18 protein-coding genes are annotated in these 22,689 nt (G+C 66.9%); 10 read left to right on the top strand and 8 right to left on the bottom strand.

Annotated elements, in window-relative coordinates; genetic code table 11:
- Positions 1–119: 119 nt before the first annotated feature.
- A complete protein-coding gene (locus OHB44_RS22885) occupies positions 120–488 on the bottom strand; it encodes a DoxX family protein (protein ID WP_238684345.1) in 369 nt (122 codons plus the stop codon).
- Between the two features lie 120 nt (positions 489–608).
- On the opposite strand from OHB44_RS22885, the gene OHB44_RS22880 reads away from it, so the two are divergent.
- The 7 genes from OHB44_RS22880 (at position 609) to OHB44_RS22850 (ending at position 10,665) form a co-directional block, all read left to right on the top strand.
- Positions 609–1,463: a sigma-70 family RNA polymerase sigma factor gene (locus OHB44_RS22880; RefSeq protein WP_330438201.1), complete on the top strand. Its 855-nt coding sequence runs from the start codon at positions 609–611 to the stop codon at positions 1,461–1,463.
- Between the two features lie 41 nt (positions 1,464–1,504).
- Complete coding sequence (locus OHB44_RS22875; protein ID WP_330438200.1) at positions 1,505–2,044, top strand: TetR/AcrR family transcriptional regulator; 540 nt, start codon at positions 1,505–1,507, stop codon at positions 2,042–2,044.
- Between the two features lie 113 nt (positions 2,045–2,157).
- Complete coding sequence (locus OHB44_RS22870; RefSeq protein ID WP_330438199.1) at positions 2,158–3,792, top strand: FAD-dependent oxidoreductase; 1,635 nt, start codon at positions 2,158–2,160, stop codon at positions 3,790–3,792.
- A gap of 181 nt (positions 3,793–3,973) precedes the next feature.
- Positions 3,974–4,327: a DoxX family protein gene (locus tag OHB44_RS22865; protein WP_196924178.1), complete on the top strand. Its 354-nt coding sequence runs from the start codon at positions 3,974–3,976 to the stop codon at positions 4,325–4,327.
- A gap of 167 nt (positions 4,328–4,494) precedes the next feature.
- A complete protein-coding gene (locus tag OHB44_RS22860; protein WP_330438198.1) occupies positions 4,495–7,536 on the top strand; it encodes an AfsR/SARP family transcriptional regulator in 3,042 nt (1,013 codons plus the stop codon).
- 653 nt (positions 7,537–8,189) lie between these two features.
- Complete coding sequence (locus OHB44_RS22855; protein WP_266305393.1) at positions 8,190–9,221, top strand: hypothetical protein; 1,032 nt, start codon at positions 8,190–8,192, stop codon at positions 9,219–9,221.
- 289 nt (positions 9,222–9,510) lie between these two features.
- On the top strand, positions 9,511–10,665 hold the full coding sequence (locus OHB44_RS22850; protein WP_238684338.1) for a S1 family peptidase: 1,155 nt from the start codon (positions 9,511–9,513) through the stop codon (positions 10,663–10,665).
- Between the two features lie 253 nt (positions 10,666–10,918).
- On the opposite strand, the gene OHB44_RS22845 is transcribed toward OHB44_RS22850, so the two are convergent.
- A complete protein-coding gene (locus OHB44_RS22845) occupies positions 10,919–11,434 on the bottom strand; it encodes an RICIN domain-containing protein (RefSeq protein ID WP_266305392.1) in 516 nt (171 codons plus the stop codon).
- A 546-nt stretch (positions 11,435–11,980) separates the two neighbouring features.
- Between OHB44_RS22845 and OHB44_RS33530 the strand changes: the two genes are divergently transcribed.
- A complete protein-coding gene (locus OHB44_RS33530; RefSeq protein WP_442932620.1) occupies positions 11,981–12,211 on the top strand; it encodes an nSTAND1 domain-containing NTPase in 231 nt (76 codons plus the stop codon).
- Here OHB44_RS33530 and OHB44_RS22840 read toward each other — a convergent pair.
- Positions 12,125–12,850, bottom strand: coding sequence for a hypothetical protein (locus tag OHB44_RS22840; protein ID WP_330438197.1), 726 nt, complete (start codon positions 12,848–12,850; stop codon positions 12,125–12,127). The two genes, OHB44_RS33530 and OHB44_RS22840, sit on opposite strands and share 87 nt — an antisense overlap.
- A 380-nt stretch (positions 12,851–13,230) precedes the next feature.
- Here OHB44_RS22840 and OHB44_RS22835 point away from each other — a divergent pair, with 380 nt between their 5' ends.
- Positions 13,231–14,907 carry a family 43 glycosylhydrolase gene (locus OHB44_RS22835; RefSeq protein ID WP_330438196.1) on the top strand — a complete coding sequence of 559 codons (1,677 nt, stop codon included), beginning with the start codon at positions 13,231–13,233 and terminating at the stop codon, positions 14,905–14,907.
- A gap of 81 nt (positions 14,908–14,988) precedes the next feature.
- Here OHB44_RS22835 and OHB44_RS22830 read toward each other — a convergent pair whose 3' ends face one another.
- The 4 genes from OHB44_RS22830 to OHB44_RS22815 form a co-directional block, all read right to left on the bottom strand.
- The gene (locus OHB44_RS22830) at positions 14,989–17,967 is read right to left on the bottom strand and encodes an immunoglobulin-like domain-containing protein (RefSeq protein WP_330438195.1); all 2,979 of its coding nucleotides are present in this window, start codon (positions 17,965–17,967) and stop codon (positions 14,989–14,991) included.
- Positions 17,968–18,185: 218 nt separating this feature from the next.
- Entirely contained in the window at positions 18,186–18,350 is a 165-nt protein-coding gene (locus tag OHB44_RS22825) for a hypothetical protein (protein WP_266305390.1), read from the bottom strand.
- Positions 18,351–18,523: 173 nt separating this feature from the next.
- A complete protein-coding gene (locus OHB44_RS22820; RefSeq protein WP_266305389.1) occupies positions 18,524–18,961 on the bottom strand; it encodes a DUF6188 family protein in 438 nt (145 codons plus the stop codon).
- A 399-nt stretch (positions 18,962–19,360) separates the two neighbouring features.
- Complete coding sequence (locus tag OHB44_RS22815; protein ID WP_238684331.1) at positions 19,361–20,068, bottom strand: SDR family oxidoreductase; 708 nt, start codon at positions 20,066–20,068, stop codon at positions 19,361–19,363.
- A 538-nt stretch (positions 20,069–20,606) separates the two neighbouring features.
- Here OHB44_RS22815 and OHB44_RS22810 point away from each other — a divergent pair.
- Positions 20,607–21,137, top strand: a complete 531-nt coding sequence (locus OHB44_RS22810) for a hypothetical protein (protein ID WP_238684330.1) — start codon at positions 20,607–20,609, stop codon at positions 21,135–21,137.
- A 234-nt stretch (positions 21,138–21,371) separates the two neighbouring features.
- On the opposite strand, the gene OHB44_RS22805 is transcribed toward OHB44_RS22810, so the two are convergent.
- Positions 21,372–22,685, bottom strand: coding sequence for an aspartate aminotransferase family protein (locus tag OHB44_RS22805; RefSeq protein ID WP_238684329.1), 1,314 nt, complete (start codon positions 22,683–22,685; stop codon positions 21,372–21,374).
- Positions 22,686–22,689 lie beyond the last annotated feature (4 nt).

Genomic DNA, 22,689 nt, shown 5'->3' with positions numbered 1-22,689 from the left:
GGGTGACGCGCGTCATGGGCAGGGGTGTGCAGCCGCCTCATCTCCTTCGGCGGCACGGCTCGGTAGCCCCGGCACACGGACCCTCAGCCCCTGCACCGCAAACGCCGATAGGCGATTGATCAGGCGCTCGTCGACGCGAAGTGCCCCACGGCGGCGACGGCGAAGACGAGGAAGACCGCGGGAAACGCGATGTTGTGGAACACCCGCGCGCGGGCGTGAGCCAGGAGCGCGCCGACGAAGAACAGGACGAGGCCGAGGGCTGCGGCCAATCCGAAGGGACGTACGCCGAGAAGGCCGAGCACCAGACCCACGACGCCGGCCCCCTCGACCAGCGCGAGGTAGGGGATCCACCGCGCGGACAGCCCGACCTCGGCGCAGTTGCGCACCACGAAGTCGGCCTTGATCACCTTGGCGGTCACCTCGATGGCGTTGGCGAGGGCGCAAAGGATGGTCGCGACGACCAGGACTCCCTCCAGTACGGCGATCATGACGCGCGCCGGCGCGATCGAGCAATCGGTAAGCTCACAGGTGCCTCCACGTGCGCGGGTTCATCAGGTTGTGGTCTCTCGCCCCTACTGACGCCCGGCACGCAGGAAAGGTGACCAGACGTGGAACTCGTCGAACACTTCGAGGCATCGAGGGCCCGACTGATGTCGTTGGCCTATCGCATCGTCGGCTCGCACAACGATGCCGAAGACGCGGTGCAGGCCGCCTGGCTGCGCGCGCGGTCGGCCGACCCGGCGCAACTGACCAACCCCGAGGGCTGGCTCACCACGGTGACGGCACGCCTGTGCCTCGACCAGCTTCGCGCCCGCCATCGCCGGCGTGAGGTCCCGCTCACGGCCGACGACATCCCCGGCGAGCAGCTCGCGGCCGACGAGGCGTTCATCCGCCGTGAGGACGTCTCCCGGGCACTGCTGGTCGTGCTCGACGAGCTGTCTCCTCCGCAGCGGGTGGCCTACGTGCTGCATGACCTCTTCGCGGTCCCGTTCGACGAGATCGGACCCGTGCTCGACACGACGGTGGCCGCGGCGAAGAAGCTCGCGAGTCGAGCGCGGATCCGGCTCAGGGACGCTCGTGCGATCGACCTGCCGGGATCCGCCCACCAGATGGAGATCATCGACGCGTTCCTCTCCGCGGCGCGTGGCGGCGACATCGCGCGGCTCGTCACGCTCCTGGCGCCTGACGTCGTCCGTACGGCCGACCTCGGATTCCTCGCGGCCGGCACCGCGCCTGTCGTCCGGGGCGCCTGGGCGGTCGCGGAGGAGACCAGGGCGTTCGTGGACCGCATCGCGGCCGCCGCCCCGGTCCTCGTTGAGGGTCACCCAGGAGCGGTGATCGCCCCTGGTGGGCACCCATTCGCATTGATCCGGATCGGCGTCCACGACGGCCTCGTCACGAGCATCGACATCACGCCCTACGAGCGCGGGTCCGTGTCCCTCCCCGCTGCCTTGGGTACGTGATCCTCAAGACTGCATACCATACCGTATGGTATGCTCGATTGATGGGAACACGTGATCTCTGGCTCGGCGAGGGTGTCTCGGTATTGACCGACGAGGGGCCGGTGGGTCTGCGGATCGACCGTCTGGCCGCCCGCCTCGGTCTGACGAAGGGGTCGTTCCATCACCACTTCACGGGGGTCGCCGACTACCACGCGGCGTTGCTGACTCATATCGAGCGGGGACAGGTCGCCCTGTTGGATGGGCTGTCAGGCGAGCTCGCGACCGTGGATCCGGTCGACGCCCTGCGGGCCCTTCCCTCGCGGCTCGACGAGCTGTTCGACGCCGAGCTGGATCGGGCGCTGCGGGCGTGGGCGATCGGCAACGACGGTGCGCGTGGCGTGGTCGAACGCGTCGACAGCGCACGGCTCACGTTCCTCGAGACCCTCTGGAACCGCGTTGTGTCTGACCCGACCCGGGCGCGTGCCGCCGCCTTGCTGCCGCATCTTCTCCTGATCGGAGCGAACGCCATCCGCCCACCGCTCGACGCTGCCAGTCGACGTGCGGTGTTCGACCTACTGCCAGACCTGATTCCCCATGTCTGAGGTCCCACTCGGGCGCCCCGCCTGCGGGCGGGCCCCGTGATTGCCGTCGCTGTTGCGCTCGTGCTGGGCATCGTGACTGCTACCGGGGTTCATCGCCTAGAAGGAGGAGACAGATGCCCGCCGTCGATGTGTTGATCGTCGGGGCCGGCCCGACCGGGCTCACCCTCGCTGTCGATTTGGCCCGCCGTGGAGTTCGCGCGGTGCTGATCGAGGCCGCGCCCGCACTGCCTCGTCAGTCCCGAGGCAAGGGCCTGCAACCTCGAAGCCTGGAGGTGCTTGACGATCTCGGTGTTGTCGACGCGGTTCTGGGACACGGCCAATCGCGCCAGGACATCACCCTGTACCGCGATGGCCGGCGCCTTGCGCGGATACCCGCCGGCCTCACCGAGCCGCGCGCGGACTTGCCGTACCCGAACATCGTGATGATTCCCCAGTGGCGCACCACCACGCTGCTCGCACGGCGGCTGCACGAACTCGGTTCCGCGATTCGGTTCGACACCCGCCTTGAGTCGTTCACCGCTGGTAGCGACGCGGTGCGCGCCGTGGTGACCACACCGGACGGCGGCCGGGAGGATCTGACCGTCCGCTACCTCGTCGGCTGTGACGGCGCGCACAGCATCGTGCGCCGCACACTCGACCTGGAGTTCGCCGGCTCGTCCGACGAGACGCAGCGCTACCTGCTCGGTGACATCACCGTTCCCGGTTGGCACCCCGAAGTCGACGGAGCCGTTCGCTCACACGCATGGCTCGGCACGGACGGGTCATTCCTCGGTCTGGCTGGCCTGCCTGGAACCGGGCAGTGGCAGATCGGCGCGAGCATCACCGCCGACGACGACCTCGAGCCCACCCTGGAGGCCCTCCAGCGGCTATGGAACGAACGCACCGGCCATCCGCAGGTCCGCCTGTCCGACGCGACCTGGTTGTCGAACTTCCGGGTCAACGTCCGCATGGTCGAGGACTACCGCCGCGGCCGAGTCCTGCTCGCCGGCGACGCCGCGCACGTGCACCCGCCCACCGGAGGGCAGGGAATGAACACCGGCATCCAGGACGCCTACAACCTGGGATGGAAGCTGGCCGCGTGCCTCAACGGCAACGACGACACCCTGCTCGACACCTACCCGGCCGAACGCCTTCCCGTCGCCCGTCGTGCGTTGGCGCAAAGCACCAACATCCTCGACGTGATCACCAACCGCAATCCACTCGTCCGGTTCGCCGTGCAACGTCTGCTCCTGCCGCTACTCAGCCGACCCTCGATCAACCGCAGGCTCACCGCTCGTGTGTCCCAGATCGACATTGGCTACCACGACGGGCCCCTGGCAGACGACGAGCTGTCCGGCGGCCGCGTCCGACCCGGCGATCGGGCCCCCGACGCCCGCCTCGTCGATACCGCAACCGGGCAGCCGCTGCGGCTGTTCGACCTACTGCGCGGGCCACAATGGACGCTGCTCCTCGTCGGCGACGCCGCCGCCGGCCGCCTCGACTGTGATGCTCTTCCCGACGAGGTGCGCACCTGCTTGATCATGCCCGCGCGGTCGACGTCGTTCTCCGGCCGGGTGGTCATCGACCGCGACGGGACGTTTCGCCGGGCCTACCGAGCAAAGCCCGGCACAGCGTTGCTCATTCGCCCGGACGGCTACCTCCACTGGCGCGCACACACCCCCTGCGCCGACGCGGTGGCCAAGCACGTCCTCGGCGCGGGCGCGCACCCCCCACCCGCTGCCGCCACCCGACGACAGCCGGGCACGTGAGAAGGCCAAGACACGGAGGAGGGCTGAGCCTCTCCCCTGAGGCAGGGTGGCTGACTGGCACGGCAGCAGAAGTCGAGAACGGGCCGTAGACGATGGTGGGTCACCGGTGCCCGGCATGGTGTGGCTCCACTCACGTCCAGTGTGGTTGATCGTGACCCCTTCACCTGAGGAGTCCTTCGAGATGGTGCAACCCTGGTGGCCGCTGGCCTTGTTGGCAGTGATCCAGCTCTGCGACGCGCTGCTATGCGTAAAGCCGGTCGCCTTCATTCGGCAATGTTTGACCGACGTCCGGTTCCCCGAACGCTTCTGGAAGTTTCTCCCCCCGCTCAAGGCTGCCGCAGCGGCTGGGCTCATCGTCGGGATCTGGGTTCCGCCGTTGGCGGTGCTCGTGTCTGCGGCGCTGGTCTGCTACTTCGCGGTGGCGGTCTCGGCGCACGTCCGCGCCCGCGATTTCGGTCGCAACCTGTTCCTGAACGCGACGGCCATGTTGGTCATCTGCTCGGCGACGCTGGCCTTCACCGTCCAAACCGCATGATCGAACACGCGACGACGGCGCCTGGGTTGGGTCATCGCGCGTAACGCCTCGTATTCGGCTGGTGGGACGTTGAAGCGCCCGCGCCGGATCGCAACCTGCAGCGCGTCCAATGCCAGGTCGATCCAATCGATCGCGGCACAACGGCGAACAATCGGGGGGTTAGGATCGTGGAGTTTCGGATCCTGGGCACAGTCGAGGCATGGGCGGGCGGGAAACAGGTCGATCTCGGTTCGCGCAAGCAGCGCCTGGTGCTCGCGGTCCTGCTGCTGGAACCCAACCGAATGGTGCCGCTGAACCGGCTGGTCGACCTCGTCTGGGGCGAGGATGTGCCGGCGTCCGCACGAGCCTCGATCCAGACGCTCGTATCCCGGCTACGTGCGGCGCTTCGGCAGGTCGGCGACGGGCCCGCCATCGTCGGCCGGGGAGCAGGCTACGTCATACACGTGGATCCGCTCGTGATCGACGCGCATCGGTTCACGGACCTGATTCTCGCGGCCCGCTCGTCGGACGACGAGCGCGCGGTCGAGCTGTTCGACCAGGCGCTCGCCCTCTGGCATGGCGAGGCACTCGCAGGCGTGGCGTCCACCGAAGTCGCCGAACGCCTGTGCGGTCACCTCGATGAAGCCCGATGGACCGCCCTGGAGGACCGCCTGGACGCCCAACTGCGGCTGGGCGACGGCCGGCGACTGCTCGCCGAGCTCACCCGGCTCGTGACCGACCACCCGCTGCGGCAGCGGCTCGTGGGCCAACTCATGCTGGCCCTGCACCGCGACGGCCGCACCGCCGCCGCGCTCGACGTCTATCGCACGCTGCGGAAGCGACTGGCCGGCGACCTCGGCCTCGATCCGGCACCAAAACTGGTGCGGTTGGAATCCGCGATCCTGCGCGCGGACCCGGCTCTGGATCCGGCCGCGAGACCCATCGACACATCACCACCCGATTCGGTACGACCGGCGCAGTTACCGCCCGCCGCCCACGGGTTCGCCGGACGCGCAGAAGAACTCGCCCGGCTCGACACCGGATTGGAATCCGCGTCGGGCATGAAGATCTGGGTGATCAGTGGCACCGCCGGCGTCGGCAAGACGGCGCTCGCCCTCCACTGGGCCCACCGCCACCGGGAGAGGTTCCCGGGTGGGCAGCTCTACCTCGACCTCCGTGGCTTCGACGCCGAGCACGACCCGCTCAGCGAGTCCGCCGCACTCCTCCAGTTGCTCAGCAGCCTCGGTGTCGATCACCGGCTGATCCCGGCGGATGCGGCGGGCCGGGCCGCCCTGTTCCGCTCACTGCTGGCCGGCCAACGCGTCCTGCTGGTACTGGACAACGTGCGCGACGCCGCTCAGGTGTACGCGCTGATCCCGTCGGCGGGCACGGTCATCCTCACCAGTAGGCAGCGGCTCGGAGAGCTGATCGCCCGCACCGGCGCGCAGACACTGTCGCTGTCCGTGCTCACCGCCGCCGACTCTCGCCGGCTGCTGGAGGCCGCGCTCGGCGTCGACCAGGTCGCCACCGAAGCAGCCGCAGCCGGAAGGCTGGCGGATCTCTGCGGTCACCTGCCGCTCGCACTGCGGATCGCGGTGGCCAACATCGTCGCTGTCCCGAAGGCGGAGATCACCGGGTTGGTGCAGGAACTCTCCGACGGCGACCGGTTGGCCGGGTTCACCGTGGACGGCGCCGAGGAAAGTGCTGTCACGAGAGCGTTCGCCTCGTCCTACTGGGCGCTTCCGGCGGACCATCGCCTGCTCTTCCGTCGCCTCGGGCTGCTGCCGGGACCGACCTTCACTGCGCTGCCGGCGAGCGTGGCCGCCGGGCTGCCCCCGGCTCGGACTGACCGACTGATAAAGGCACTGGCCGCGGCACACCTGATCGAGCAATACACACGCGGGCGCTTCCGGCTCCACGACCTGCTCCGAAGGTATGCGGTCGGCCGGGCGCTGGTAGAAGACACCGCTGGCGAGCTCGAACACGCTCGCGGACTCGTCCTGGACCATTACCTGCACACGGCTGACGCGGCGGGCAGGCAGCTCATTCCTCACTTTCTGCGGCTGCCGAGGAAGGTGGAGAGCGGGATCAGCTTCCCGGACAACGACAGTGCGCTCGCCTGGCTCGACGCCGAGTGGCCGACTCTCGCCGCCGCGGTCGGTCAGGCAGCGGCGCGAGGTCCACGACCGCTGGCATGGCACATCGCCGACGCCCTCCGCGCCTATTTCCACCAGCGCGGTCACCGGACGGAATGGGTGGAGATGGCCTCGTTGGGGCTGGAAGCCGCGCACGGCGAGGGCGACGAACGGGCGCAAGCTGCGATGCACCAGAGCATCGCGCTCGCCTACGTCAACATGGGCCACTACGTCGAGGCACAAGACCATCTCGACAGTGCACTACGGCGGAACGCAGCCGACGGCTGGCACGAAGGCCGCGCCGCCGTGCTGAACAATCTCAGTGCGGTGCACCAGCGCCTCGGTAACCCCCACGCGTCGATCGACTGCGGGCTGGAATCACTGGACCTTCAACACAAGTTGGGCAATGGCGCCGGGAGCGCCATGACGCTGGCGAATCTCGGCTTCGCCTATTGGCAGTTGGGCCTGCTGGACCAAGCGCTGGATCACTTCGGCCGGGCGCTGGAACTGGGGGAACAGCAGGGCGCCCGCTTCAGCGTCGCCGTCCTGCTCGTGGATCTAGGGAACGTGCACCGTGACCTCGGCAACCCGGACACGGCCGAGGAGTTCTACGCCCGGGCGCTGGTCGCCAACCGTGAACTCGGGTATCACTACGGCGAAGCGACCGCGCTGTCCGGCCGTGCGCTGCTGCACTGCCAGACCGGCCCATCGGAGCAAACCCTCGACGACGCCCGGTCGGCAGTCGAACTGACCAGGAAGATCAGTGACCGCGGTACCGAAGCGTGGGCGCTCAACGCCCTCGGTGATGTCTGTCTGCGGTTGGGCCTGCCCGCCGAAGCCGCAGACCATCACCACCGAGCCCTGCAGGTGGCGCGCTCGACCAGCTTCCGCTGGTGTGAGGCTGACGCGTTGCGCGGCTCGGCCATGGCGCTGCTGAACCTCGACGTCCTCGACGAAGCCCAGGCCCGAGCCACGCTCGCCATCGACCTCGCTCACCGGGCCGGGTACCGGCTCGTCGAGGCCCGCGCATCGCACGCCCTCGCCGAGATCCGGGCGAGGCTAGATGGGGCAACTCGTAAGTCGGTGAAGGAGTAGCCGGGCAGGGCTGCTGGTGTCACCCGACGTTCAGGTAGAACGATGGTAGTGGTCGAGTCGGCGCCAGCAGGTGATGGCGCAGGTGATGGCGCAGGCGAGGGTGAAAAGCGAAGTCTCCGGGTACGGTCGCCCTGTGGACCTTCGATCTCGGCGAGCTGCCAGCAAGCGTGTACTTGGAACCATGGCAATAGCTGGAGGTTTCCTCGCCTGCGTGCTCACGATGGCGAGCGACTCCGGGCATGCCGAAACGTATGTCATTGCGGGCCTCCTTGTCCTGGCAGGGATCGGCCTGCGTATTGAGGCCGCAATCATCGATACAGCAGTGCAGCAGCCGTTGCTGCCACCATCAGCGCAAACGTTGGCCGATGCGAGGCGCAACGACGCCGACAGCGCGAATAGCCCGTCGTCACAGGCAAGAAACCGCAGTCCGCAGTCGCCGTAGGATCAGACGACGCCGAACACGCAGCAGAATCCGGCCAGGCCGCGGTCGTCAACGGCCATCGCCCGCCGCAACAGTCAGACCCGAACACCGCGCGTTGGCGGAAGGCCTAGTCGAGGTCGATTTGCGAGCCGAGGCGGACGAGTGCAGGGGTTTTGCAAGCGCGTCACGTGACAGTGGTCGGACTCGCCCATCAACTGGCAGGAGCCGATACGTGCGGAAGATCCTCAGCCTGGTCTTGACTGTTCTGTCAGTCGTCATGTCCGCGGCGACAGTCGCGCATGCCGACGACGGGCCCGTGACCCGGGTGACGCTGACCAGCGCGAACAGTTTCCACTCACGGGTCGAGGAGCGTCTGCTGAGCAGGACGGTCACCCTCGCGGCCGGTGAATCCCGGCACGTGCGCGGACGCCTCCAGGCGACCAGCAGCGTGCAGCAGATCGTGTCGATGAACAACACCCTGAAGTGTGTGAACCCAGCCGGCGCAGTCGTCGGCACCACGTCGACGTCCTCGCGAAACCACGAGGGCTCCGACACCACCTATTACGCCAAGCCTGGGCACCTGCCGATCTACGCCGACCTGCTCTTCACCGCGCCATCGGCGGGCACCTACACCTGCGGCATGTACGGGTACACGGCCTCCACCTCCCTCGACGGCTACTACCTGACCGCCGTCGCGACAGACACCTGGCTGGAGGTGAGCGACACCAACCAGGTGGGTGCGCGGTGGTGGCAGAACCCGGCGTGCAGCAGCACCGGCACGTCGAGCACCTGCACTTACGTCGGCGCCGGTACGTCTACGGCCTGGGTGTTCTACGACGACGGCACCCCCGTGCACAAATGGAACGCCGCAGCCAATGCGACCTCGGCTCAGGCGCTGGCGACGCTGGAACTGACCACCTGCTACACGGGCACCGCGTCATGCAAGAGCGCCATCGACGCGTACGAGCAGCCGCGCGGGACGAATGCGGTGGTCGACGTGCGTTTCGAGTTCATCCAACTCGACCCGACCGCCCACACCTGCCGCACGACGAGCACCGCAACCTCGCGCAAGACGATTCGCGACGACGCCCACCACTACGTCGCGAACTTCGCCCTCACCGGCGTGCCGATCGACCCGGCCTGCGGAACCCGGACCTTCATCATGCGGATCTTCGTGAGACACGTCTCCGGCAATCCGATCAAGATCGACGGGGTCCAGAGCACGACCTCATTGACGAACGGCATCGCCATGAACATCTTCTGACCGTCGCAGGCCCTGGCCGCCCGACCGGCCGTCAAAGAGGACATGGAAAGGATGCGGGCCCTCCACGGGAGGGGCCCGCATTCGTGCGTTCCGCAGGCCGAGGTGGGGCCACCGCGATCCGGCGGTAGGCGGACTGCAGGCGACTGCAAGCGGACTGCGGGCATCCCGCGCGAAGGTAGCGGCATCGAGCCCATCGCCCCAAAAAGGAGGTTCCGTGCGTAGATGCATGGTGTTTGTGAGTTGTGTACTCGTAGCGGTCGCGGGTACGACGTCCGCAGCCCAGGCAGCGGTGTCCCCGGACCGAGCGGCCGCACAACCGTCGCTCGCCGGTTTCGCCCCGGCCGTCGACGTCGACGCGATGAACCGGCAGTTCCACCACCTGGAAGCCATTGCCGCCGGAAGTCCGGAGGGCTCGGGCGGCACGTACTTCGACGAGAAGACCGGGCAACTGGTCGTCCGGCAGGTGGCGAACACCGACGGCGCGCGACTGCGGGCCGAGGTGGCGGCACGCTCGCGACAGGCGGGCGAGGTGCCGGTCCGGTTCGAGACCACGACGGTGTCAATGCACCGGCTGGAGACCGCCACGAAGGCGTTGAAGAGTTCCCGGGCCTGGGCCGGCGGCAGCGCCGGGAGTGTGCACCAGGTATGGCTGGACCGCCTGACACCGCAGATCGTCATCGACGCCTCCGGCGACGCCGAGGCCCTCGTCGCGGCGGCGGTCAAGGCCACCTCCCTGACTCCGAGGGTGTCTCTATCGAAGACCGGAACCGTCGAGGCGAGCCGCCGGGTCGACAGCGTCCCCTACTACGGTGGGCTGGCACTGTTCAACAGCGTTCCCGGAAACGCCCGTACCGCGGACGCATTCTGCACGACCGGATTCCGGATGACCCGCGGCGGGACCAACAGCAACTGGGTGACCACCGCCGGACACTGCGGCCCGAACCAGCGCAACTTCTGGCATGGCGGCTGGAACCTGCGGGTCAGCTCGAACTACTACAGCCTGGGCACGGACGTCGCCATGCTGGCGGGGGAGAACGGCGCTTACTTCAGCCGGCACTCCTGGTTCGGTGGGCGGGACACCAGCACGTCACACCCGGTGACGGCGAAGTTGACCGGATGGCCCGCCATCGGGTCGGCGGTCTACCTGTCCGGTGCCAACGGTGGTCTGGTGTACGGCCTGGTCCGGGACACCAACAACACCGATTGCAACGGCACGCCGACGGTTGTCGTCGACACGGTCACCGGGCACCCGAGCGACGGTCCGGTGCTCGGCGGCGACTCGGGCGGGCCGGTCACGCGATGGAACACCGCCACCTCGGCGACGAACGACCTCACCGCCGAGGGCATCATCACCTGTAGCAACAGCTCGAGCCGGGCCGACTTCACGCCCATCCACCGCGTCGAGGCGGCCACGGACGCCGTCGTGGTGATCGGCGGCAACTGACCGGTCCGGTACGCGGGCGGCGAGCGTGCCGCCCGCGTACCGGTGCCCTGGGGCCGAGGTCAGTTCGTGTACGACGACGCTGTCGGCTCGGGAGGCAATGTCCACTCGGGCACGGGGTTTCCCGCGCCCGAGTTGCGGTTCTTTGACGCGAAGTCGTTCGCCGCCGCCCAGGTCATGAGTCGGCGCCGGCCGGGTGTCCCTGGCCGGCGCCGACGACTAGTTCGGCCTTCCTGCTAGCCGATGGCGGGCGATGTCAGTACCAACGGCGCGACAGGTGGGTGTCACAGGTGTACTGGACGGCGGCGGCGTTGTTGGCTGTGCTACCGCCGGCGATGGTCAGGCACTTGCCGCTGTTCACGTTCCGAACCTGAAGCGTGCTGCCGTTGTTGTTGATGACCCGCCAGTAGCGCGCGGCGTGGGTGTCGCAGGTGTACTGGACGACTGGAGCGTTGTTCGCGGTGCTTCCGCCGTCGACGGTCAGGCACCGGCCGCTGTTCAGGTTGACGAGGCGGAAGTTGCCGCCGAGCGAGCCGCTGACGACCCAGGTACGCGATGCGTGGCCGTCGCAGTTGTACTGAACCGCGCGAGCGAGGTTCGCGGTGCTGCCGCCGGCGACGGTGAGGCACTTGCGGCTGTTCGCGTTCGTCAGGGTGATGGCCTCGCCGTCGGCGGCGATCCTGGCACTCACCTCGGCCTTCGCCGGTGCGCCGGTCAGCAGAAAAGCTGTCGCGAAGACCAGAGCAAATGCCGATTTCACAGAGCGGTTCATGCGTCTCCCCTTGGTGGTATCGAATGAATTCCTTACTGTCGGATCGCTGAGCTGTGCGCAGGAAATCTGCTGCTCACCAACGTTGATCCGACTCGTGTGGACTGGGCCCGGCCACGTTGTCTTGTATAGTCTGCTGTGGATTGTCCAGCAGCCTTTTCGCGGGCAGGACAAACAAACAAACAAACAAACCTGGGGGGCGGCAGGTGGGACGGCCTGAACGGCGTCTTGACCCCGCCGGGGGGCACCGCAGCGCATCGCTCTGGGTCTGCGGGCGATGCGGATGGCGGCGGGGCAGCCGAGCTATCGGGAGATGTCCAGACGCGTGCACCTCTCCGTGACCGCACTGTCCGAGGCGGCGGGCGGCCAGGCGCTTCCCAGTTTGCCGGTGACTCTTTCCTGCGTGGCGGTCTGTGGCGGAGATGTTCGGGAGTGGGAAAAACGAAGGCGATCGCTGCACGGCTAGGGCAGTTCGGGGTCGTGCGGGAACGACGCTCCACACGTGCCGTGCCTTGGCCTGTCAACCTTCCACTCGGATGATGCGCGAAGTTGGTCGAAGAACTGCGTGCCAGAATTGCTGGCAACTACTTCTTCACGGTCTTCGCCGCATCTGGTGCGGGGAAGTCTTCGCTGCTCCGGGCGGGACTACTGCCCTTGCTGATAAATCATGCCCCACCAGATCCGCCGACTTGGCTAATGCTCCAGCAGGAGATCCGCCCTCGATGCTCCACCGCTTGCGGCGACGCCGACCAGGTGATGCAGCGGGACGAGGTGGGGTGACCAGCAGCGGTAGGACGCCAACTCCCCGGTGGTGCGGATGCGGCGGACCGTTCGACGGGTCGACTGGGAGGTGAGCCTGCTCCACTGACCTGCGAGCGTGAGCACGGTTTCCTCATCCGGCCACGGCGAAGTCTCGTCATCGTCGTCCCACGGTTCGTCCTCGTCGTAGGCGGCCCCAGCCCCGAGCGCGTGCTCTTCGAACGTGCGCTCGCCTACGTCGAACAGCACCTCGCCGCGTTCGCCGAGGTAGGCGAATGCTCGTTCCACGACGCCGCCCCTGGCGTGCCCCCACCCGCGATGGTCCACGACGCGATGAGTCCCGAAGTACTGCACCTCACCCAGTACACGGCTCAGCGCCGCCAGCCAAGCGGCGAATCGGTCGTCTTCGGGTGCGGGAACGTCTGTCGAAGCGGCTAGCGTCCACCGGTCGAGCGGCGGTGTAAGCAGCCAGTTGCCGTGGTCGTCATAGGCAGCGGCGACCGCATCGCTCCAGGTGGCTGGAGTGGGACGGCTGAGGCTCAGCGCGGCGGCGACGGCGGACCCGACACTCACGAGGAAGATCAGAATCGTTACGGCCTCCCGTACCAGCGTGCGTAACGATGGCAAGGTCTTCACCGGGAAGGCGGGTCCGGCTGACATGATCATCCTGGTCGCATCGCATTGATGCTCTTGACACGCTCCAAATAGCACCGTTAACATCACCGAAACGTTGTTAGCGCTAACAGCCGCCGGTCGCTGATCCGCGCCGGACGAGGCCGAGTCGATTGCGTGTGCGCTGGAAGCCCAACCGGTCGAGCGGAAAGTTTTCTCCCACCCTTCGTGATCACCGTCGAGCGATGCCTCACATCCAGCAATTAACCACATCAGGCCGGCTATTCGTGAAATCGGACGCTTCTGCCCGTTGTTGGCGCTAAATACGCCCAGACGAAAGGTGGGACCTAATGGTTATCGAGAAGACTGCCGGCAATCGACGTCGAGGTTTAGCGGCTATTGTCCTTGCTCTCGCGGTAGGAGTGGGCGTGGGTCAACTGACGCCGATCGTGCCGGCCTCGGCGGAGAAACCCGTGCCGCCGGCGGCACCCGGCGCCGGACCTCAAACCCCGTCCGCCAAGGTGCCACTGGCCGGCGTCGACATGGCGCAGACGTACGTCAACCCGATCAATTTGCCCGGAATGGCCGTGCGCAACATCGTGGGGACGATGCCGCCTACGGACGAGAAAGTCGCAGACACGTCGCAAATACCGGCCAGCTTGAACGTGGAGACGTGGACGGCAGCGTCCGGGCGGACTCTCGCGAGCCGATCCAACGCCGGGTTCACCAGGATTTCCGAGAACTCTGCACGGACCGGGGCGGACTGGTCCGCCCTGAACGTCGACGGGACCATCTATCTTTACGCATCAGGTGCCATGCAGAACGCACCGAACAACAACCGCACTGTCTGGTCCACCACCGACTACCTCACGTGGACGCCCCATCAGATGAACCTGGGACTGGTCGCACCAACCGTCGTACAGGTCGGCGACAGGTTCTACATGGCCGGCAACAACACGCCGGTCTATCAAGCGGACTCGCCCATCGGGCCGTGGACCAGCATGGGAAGTTTCCTGCGCCCGAGCGGCCAGACCCTTAGCGTTGGCGACGTGCAGTTCTTCCCGGACACGGACGGCCGGCTGTACTTGACGTACAACATCGGCTCGCCGATCATGGGCGCCGAGCTCGACCCGAACAATCCTCGACAGCTCATCAGCGACCCGGTCGTGCTCTGGACCTTTGACCCGCGCCAGGAGTGGCAGCACATCGGTGACAACAAGGCGACCTACACGCATGGGTACGTGGAGGGTTCGCAGCTGTTCAAGGTGAGGGACACGTACTACCTCTCGGTCGCATCCGGTGGCACGGAGTTCACCACGTACGCGACCGGTGTGATGACGTCGAACAAACCGCTATCCGGGTTCAAAGTCACCCAGCAAAACCCGATCGGCTACGGAAACAACCACCCGAGTGCGGTATATCCGAACGCTGGGCACGGCAGTTTCGTACTCGACAAGTCCGGCAACCTGGTGTTCTTCTACACCTATGTCATCGCGTACGAGGAGTTCTTCGAGCGGCGACTGGGGATGGACATCTGCAACGTGATTCCCGCCGGTCCGAAACGGGGCGCAATCGATTGCGAGTTGTCCAACACGCCGCAACTGGCCCCGGGGAAGAAGATCTCGGGCAGGGACGACACCGGACTCTACAACGTGGCCACCAACAGCCAGGCCTACTGGGCAAGCAGCTATGCGCCCGGGCGCAACCCGTACTACGGAAGCGACCGCTCCCTATCCACCTGGTGGGAGCCGGCTGACAGCGATACCGCGCCCGCGTACATCAGGGGCTTCGGGACCGTTTTCCACATCTCCGCCGCGCAGATTCAGTGGAAGGAGCTCGGACGCACGTTTACCAAGGACAACGCGGTGCGGTACACGCTGGAGTACAAGGACATCCCCACCAACACGTGGCGGCCCTTGGTCGACAGGAGTACGAACTCCACCGCGTACACGGCTGACTACGTCACCTTCGACCGGGTGCTGACGAACGCAGTCAGGCTGAAGGTCCTGGGTACGACCGAGACCGTCAAGGTCGGAGTCCACGAACTGAACGTTTTCGGGGAGAACTACAACCTGGCCGTCGAGAAGGGCATGCTCACTCGATAGTCAGGTTGCTAAGTCGTGCAGGAGGAGCGGGCGAGATCAACAGATCTCGCCCGCTCCTACCTGTGCCCCATCTCAGCACGCCTAGCGGTGCCTATGCGGCTTCCGCACCGTCAACTTCTGGTAATCGGCGGCGTGGGACTGGTAGGTCGGGTTGCCGGAGTAGGCAACGTGGACCCGGTAGGCGCCGGGCTGCAGATCGGCGGTCGGCAGTTCGACGACGGCCTTACCGTCCGCCAGTGGCACGACGTGCACGGTGCCGCCGAAGGTGACGGTGACCTCGCCGGTCGGGGTCGGAGGGCGGTGCTGGTGCCTGCCCGCCGGCCCAACAGTCACGTTCAATCTGAACGTGCCCCCGCGGACGACCGATGTGGGCGCGGCCTTCGCCTGGACCTTGACGGCGGCCGGGCCGGAGGGCACCCCGAACGATGCCGTACCCGCCGACGCCTTCAGGTAGTCGAAGCCGAGGTACTCGGCCTTGACCGTCCGGGCACCCGCCGGCAGACCTGTCGGCAGGGTGACCGTCGCCGCGCCGTCGCTCAGGTGGGCGAGCTTCGACCACGAGCCGATGCTGAGCCGCACCTGACCGCCGGTCTCGAACCCGTCAGATGCCGTGACTGTCACGGTGGCCGTGGTCGTCTGGGCGCCGCTCGCGTATGGCTCGACCGCCACCTCGGTGGTGGTCGTGACGTCGCTGTTCGGGATCCCGCGGATATCGTTCCACTCGCGAACGGTCAGCGGGATCACGGTGCCGTGACGTGGACGGACGACACCCGCGTTGGTCATCGTGATCGCCTTGGCGTTCCAGGTCGGGGCCTCGACGTTCTCGTGACACGCGGCCTGGTATCCGCCTCCGTTCGTGTACCGGTCACCCCACAGGTAGAACTGGCCGGGGCAGGAGGTGTCACCGGGGTTCGCCTTGAAGATGACCGGTCCCTCGTACCCCTGGTTGGCGACCCACGTCGTGCGGCCAAGTGCCGGCGCGACCAACGTCCAGTTGTCGATGTTGCTGTCCAGGAAATCGGTGTGCTTCTCCGAGAAGATGTCCGAGCCCTGGTTGCCAGCCTCGTTCTTGGTCACCCGGTAGTAGTGGTCACCGACCCGGATCGCGGTCGTGTCGATTCGCGACAGCGGAGCCGGATCCTGCCAGACCTGGGGAGCGGAGAACGTCTGGAAGTCTCGCGTCGTGGCAGACCACATCTGCGCGTTGCCCTGACCGGTGCGGTTCACGGGGTCGCTCCACAGCGACTGAGCCCAGAACACGACGTAGGCGCCGATTTCCTCGACCCACAGCGACTCTGGTGCGAAGGCGTTCCCCGCGTTGCCGGGCGCGACCTTCACGTGCCGCTGAGGGGTCCAGTTCACAAGGTCGTGTGATTCGAACACCTCGATGTGCTGGGTGTCGTTGATGGCGTATCCACCCTGGTCGTACCAGTTCAGGTCGGTGGCGATCATGTAGAACGTGTCGCCGTCAGGTGAGCGGACGATGTGCGGGTCACGAAGCCCCTGGTCGCCCAGTTGGGAGATGAGTGACGGCCGACCTCCGGTCAGACCGGTCCAGTCCAGGGCGGTGTTTCCGTTGGATGTGGCGAACATGATCTGCTCGCCGTCGGCAATTCCCTCACCCTTGAAGTACCCCATGAAGTACCGCTCGTACTCCTCAGAACGTGGCATGGCGGTGATGGTCACCGGGAACGACTTCTTCCGCGAGGCCGTACCCTTGGTGATGGTCGCCGTCAGGGTGGCGGCAACGTCCTCATGGCCGAAGGCCGGGCGGGTTACCTCACCCGTCGGGGTGACGAGGCTTGTGGTCGACCTCCAGGTGATCGTGGATCCGAACTCGCCCCTGGCAGCGAGGTCGAGGTTTCCGCGTACGTCGTCGGTAGCGTCCACTGTCAGGTCGGAGGCGTCACGGTCGACCGCCTGCCCATTGTCGAACTCGGCCTTCACCACCACCGGGATTTCCCGTGTGGTGACCTCCTCGGCACCCTTGCGGACAGTCGCCGTGAGCATGACTGTCGCGTCGGGCTGCCCCTGGCCCGGCCGGGTGATCTTGCCGGTCACCGCAACCTTGCGCGCGCTGGCGAGGGCCGGCGGGGTGTAGACCTCGACGACCGACGGGTCCGAACTACTCCAGGTGATGGCCGAGCCCGCCACCGAACCCACCTTGGGCAGAACGACATCTCGTACGACCGCACTGGTCAGGCCGAGGTCGATGGCCGCGGCGTCGGCGCGAACGCCATCGGAGACGGTCTTCTCCGCCAGGACGATTGTCTCGTCGAGACTCACTGCCCGGTCGTACACGCGGAAGTCCCGGATGGTTCCGCGGAACGAGTAGTGGCCCGACGTCTGCGAGCGACCGAGGAAGTTGCAGTTGGTCCCCGCAGCGTTCACCGACGGCGCCGTGGTCAGGTCAGTCGACGTCGCGTGCAGCACGCCGTCGAGGTAGAGCCTGCCGGTCCAGCTCGTGCCGTTCGAGTTCAGTGACTGGGTGTAGGTGACGTGGGTCCACGCTCCCTCGAGCATGCGGACCCGGTTCTGTTGGAGGTTCGCCGGACCCACGGCGACGCGGAACCGCTGCGTGTTCGACGCGAAGATGGAGCCCTCTGCGCCGGTGTCGACGTCGCACGACCCGGACTTACGGCCAAAACCCCACATCTGGTGCTCGCCGACGTTTGCCGGATCGACCCACACGTCATAGTCGACGGTGAGGTTGGACATGCCGGCGGTGATGTCGTTCGGCAGTGCCACGTATGCGCCGTCGAGGGCGCTCTCGTAGGAGTCGGGGTTGAACCTGAGTCCTTCGCCGGTCAGGGACGCCTCCTCGGGATTCACGAGTGTGGCGTTCGCCGCCGCGCCCGCGCTACCCGAGTTGACCAACGTCGTCCCACTGGTCTCGTCGAGGGCGAAGTGGTGCACCAGACCCTCGTTGAGCTGCTCCTCGGCAGCGTGCGAGGGCGTCGCCGCGAACGAGACCGAAAGAAGCGCACCCAGTGCCAGGACCGCGACACCTCTACCCTTGCGACTCAGCCCGAGACGTGGCCTTCGCTGTCGCAGTCTCAACTGATCCTCCTTGATCGGGGTGAGGTTCTCTCTAAGGTGGACGGAGCTGTTAACGCTAACTACGGTGCGCTGCCGGGTCAACGCAGTCCGTTGCGGCCTGAGGGTCACGGAGCCCCGAGGTTGATGTGCCCACCGGTCGGCCTGTCGGGGTTCAGGTACGCCAGTGGTCCCGGATCCCTTGCCGGGCCGGGCCGTACGCGGGCCAGGAGGCGGGGCCATCAGTGGTGGACGCCGGAACGGCCGGGCGCCCCGAACGCCGCTACCTCGCCGAACCGATCCTCCAGTGGCTGGCCGATAACCCGACAGACCCAGTCGCCGATCTGGAGGCGGAAGTCACCGCGCTGCCTCCTGGTCCGGGCCGGGAAGGCCTGCTCGGCGGCCAACTGTGAACGGTGGAGCTTCCGAGCACCGGCACGGGGGGTCGGCGGCCTGGTGCGAGCCCGGTTTGGGGGAGCAGGTTGGAGGCAGCGGGGCGGCGTCCCGTTTCCCGTGGAGTCCTCCGCGGTTCTGCCTGCTGGAGTCCGTCACGTTGCCGCTGGTCGTGAAGGCGTGTGCATCACTGTCTGTGTTCGGCCACCCAGTGGGCGAGGCCGCCGCCGGGGACAGCGACGAAGCGGAATCCCGGGAGCCCCGGCGGCGGCATACTCGTGACTGTGAACGCCTCGTACTGATCGTCCGGCTCCACGACGAGGACTGCGGTGTCGGCGAAGGTCAGAGTCAACCGACCGTCCTTGCGAATCTCGGCGGCCGTGATCTGCGCTTGGTGCCTGTCGAGCAACGGTGCCAGACCTGTCGACGTCGAGGGGTCGAACCGGCCTTCGGCACCGGGTGCGCCGTAGGAGAACTCAGTTTCGATACGGATCTCGATCCAGGCCTCGACTATGAGCGTGAATGCAAAGTCGATCCGCAGTTGTGTCACGACGCCGTCGCCGACCGGTAGCAGCCACTTACCGGTCTGCTCGATCAGCCCGGTCGGTTCCACGCGCTCGGTCATGGACCCATGCTTCCCTGGATCCTCCAGGTCGTCGCCGAGTATCCGGATCTGCCGCGGCGGCCCAGACCACCACGAAAGCCGGGTTCCCGGCGGCAAATCGGCCGTAGACGGCGTCCGTGGGGCTATGCGGAACAACCAGCTCCGGTGCGAAAACTCGCCGAATGACGAGCAGGATCTCGTCCACGAATTCGCCCATCAACTGCACCGCGAACGGCACCACCCACGGTTGGATCAAGCCGACCACCCGCTCCAGCCGCCGTTGCCGTACCCGGCCATCGTGATGTCGGGTGTACAGGAAATACAGCACCGAACGCCGCGTGGCGGACAGCGCCGCCTCCGCGGCAACGGACGGCTCGTCGGAGTAGATCCGGTACTCCGGCAGGCGGATTACCGGTGTGGTCAGGCGAAGAGGTTGCCGGTGATGTCGGCGTAGAAGTCGGCGGGATCGCGGGAGAGGGAGGCCTTGACGTTGGCGGTGGGCTTGTCAGCGATGACCTCGATCTTGCCTGCTTCCAGTCCGTCGAGGGCCTGGGCGACCACCTCGTGGGGCGCGAGCTTGGGGATGTCGACGCCAGCCATCATGTCCGTGTCGGCGATCGCCAGCGCCAGGGCGGTGACCAGAGTCTTCTGGTCGGCCAACTCGAGTCGGATGCCATTCGTCAGGGACCACTCCGCGGCCTTGGAGGCGGCGTAGCCGTTGCTGCCGGGGCTGAAGGTGTACCAGCTCAGCGCCGAGATGACGTTGAGGATGGCGCCACCGGCAAGCCTGGGCGCGAAGGCGCGGGTGACGTTGAGGGTGCCCCAGAAGTTGGTGTCGAGGTCGCGGCGAATGTTCTCCGTGGAGGGGCCGAGCAGCGGGGCTTCAGTGGAGGTGCCGGCGTTGTTGATGAGGATGTCGAGGTCCCCCACCTTGCCTGCGGCGGCCTCGATTGACGCGGGATCCGTGATGTCCAGTTGGAGCGCGATGGCGCCGGGGATGTCGATGCTTTCCAGGCGACGGGCGGTCGCATAGACGGTGGCGCCCCGGGTGAGGAGGGCTTCGGCGAAGGCCTTGCCGAGGCCGCGGTTGGCTCCGGTCACGAGAGCTGTTGAGCCGTTGATTTGCATATCGCCACGCTAAAACCTCACGTTGACGTCAGGGGCAAACTTGTGCGAGGTGAATCACGCTCGCCCGTGTCGGCGGCGCTCGGGTCGAATCCGGGGTAGAGCGGCACCGGGAGCCGGCGCCCATGCGCGTCGAGCCACATCGAGGACGGGCCGGGCAGGATTCGTACGCCGTGGGAGGCCCAGATCGGACCCCAGTTCGCTCGCACACTGTCATACGAGACCTACCCCGGCACACCAGAGGCCATGAATCGGTGGTCCGCCCTCGGCGACACGCTCCGCCCTCACCCGAGGCAAACCCGCCACCCGCCAACAACGCCGCACCTTGAACACCCGAATGACACGAATGCGAAACGCGCTCTCAGCGTGCTGATGGTGCTCACTGTGCCTTCCGTGCCTCGGACAACTCACGCCTGAACGCATGGACTTGACGCTCGAAATGCCGAGACTGCGAATGCGCACACGCCCTCGGCGGTCGGCCGTATGGTGACCGAGAGACTGCCGTCGGGACATCTTCCATGCTGAAGGGGAGTCGGTCGCGATGCGAGAAATCAGCGACGAGTTTTTCTTTACTATGGCAGAAGTTTCTGGTGCTCTTGTCGGCACACTTCTCGTCGGAGTCTTCTTTTACCTCGACTCCGACCTGCACAAGACCCGCAAGGGCTCAGCTGCGGCCGACCGCTACATGCGCTCGGGAGTGCGGTGGATCTTCTTGGTCTCGGCCGTGCCGCTCATCGTGTCGCTCACACTCGCCGGCCTGAAGCCGATCTGGGGTGCTCTTACTTTCATCGCGCTCTCGGTGGTGCTGGTTGCCTCAACTGTCGACACGACCTACCGCACAGTCTCTCGCGGCGGCTCGGCCATATCGACTGCGTTCGTTGTCAACGAAGTCGCCACCACGGCAGCGGTTGTCGTCCTTGTGACGCTTCCCTGGGTGCTTGGTGGCTGGGTGCCACCGCCATCCGCCTTCGTGCCCTCGCTTCTGCTGGCCTTGGGATCTGGCTTTTTCAGCATTGTGGCGCTCGTCATGACTCTCTTCGGGCCGGCCCGGCGTGACGACGCCCCTGCATAGCACCCGCCGTGCGCTCGTGCAGGCTTCGCACTGCCCGAGGGGTGCTGCACCGTGCTATGGCCGATTACGGAAGCTGGGCTCCTCGCTGGAGAGTTGCTGATTCAAGCCACGGCTGGCGTGATGATCGCGCGGACGGCTCCGAAGATTTCCCGCGCGATGGAGCGCTTGACACTGTTCGACGGTGCCGCGACATGGTCATTCATCCAACCGGGATCACGGTCCTCGGCCCGTCTATCAGGGTATGAACTGCGGCACCACGTCGGCGAGTGCATGGTCGAGGATTTCCAGGCCCAGGTCCAGCTCTGCGTGGCTGGAGGTGAGCGCTGGCGCGATGCGGAAGACGCCGCCCATGCCCGGCAGCTGCACCACATTCATGTGCAGGCCCAGCTCCAGGCAACGCCCTGTCACCGCGGCGCCCAGAGCGTCGGCCGGTCGCTTCGACTCCCGGTCCCTGACCAGCTCGAGCCCGACCAGCAGCCCGCGGCCACGCACGTCGCCGACCACGGGGTGCCGTTGGCTGATCTCCTGAAGGCCCTTCCGCAGGTACGAGCCCAGTTGCGCCGCCTGTTCGTCGAGCCGGTCGTCCTCCAGCACGTCCAGGACCGTGTTGCCGACCGCGGCCACCAGCGGGTCCGAGACGTGCGTGGTGAAGAAGAGGAAGCCGCGCTCGTGCGCCGTCTGCTCGATCTCCGCGCTGGTCACCACAGCGGCCAGCGGCAGGCCGGCGCCGAGCGTCTTCGACAGGGTCAGGATGTCCGGCACGACGCCGTCACGCTGGAACGCGTACCACTCTCCGGTGCGGCACAGACCGGTCTGCGCCTCGTCGACGATCAACAGCCCGCCCCGCTCGTGCACCTTGTCGCGCAGCGCCACGAGGTATCCCGGCGGTAGGTCGATCACCCCGCCGGAGCTGAGGATCGGCTCGACGAGGCACGCCGCCAGGCTGCCCACCGACTGGGCGTCGAACAGCTCGAACGCGAACTCCAGCTGATGCCGCCAGTCCAGCTCGCCGCTGGGAAAGGTGAAGTCGGGCCGGTAGGCGTTCGGTGTGGGGATCGCGAAGTTGCCGGGCGCCGCGGGCCCGTACCCCTTGCGCCCCGAGCTGTAGGTGGCGCTCGCCGCAGCCTGCGTCATCCCGTGCCAGGACCGGGCGAACGAGATGATTTCGTGCCGGCCGGTGACCAGCTTCGCCATCCGGATCGCCGCCTCGTTGGACTCCGCGCCGGTGGTGAGCAGCAGGACCTTGTCCAGCGGCGCGGGCAGCGAGCCGGCGAGGCGGCGTGCCAGCTCGACCACGGGCCGGCTCAGCATGCCACTGAACAGGTGGTCGAGAGTGGCTGCCTGCCGCTGGATCGTGGCTACGACGGCCGGGTGGGAGTGACCGAGGATCGCGCTCATCTGCCCCGACGTGAAGTCGAGCAGGCGGCGGCCGTCGGCGGTGAAGACGAAACTGCCCTCGGCGCGGTCGATGATCTCGCGTACGAAGCTGCCCGCGCCGATGTAGCGGACCAGGTGACGATCGGCGTCGGACCAGAACGAATCAGCCATGGAT

The sequence above is a fragment of the Micromonospora sp. NBC_00821 genome, assembly GCF_036347035.1.
Taxonomy (GTDB): domain Bacteria; phylum Actinomycetota; class Actinomycetes; order Mycobacteriales; family Micromonosporaceae; genus Micromonospora; species Micromonospora hortensis.
This window is presented reverse-complemented; position numbering and strand designations above follow the sequence as displayed.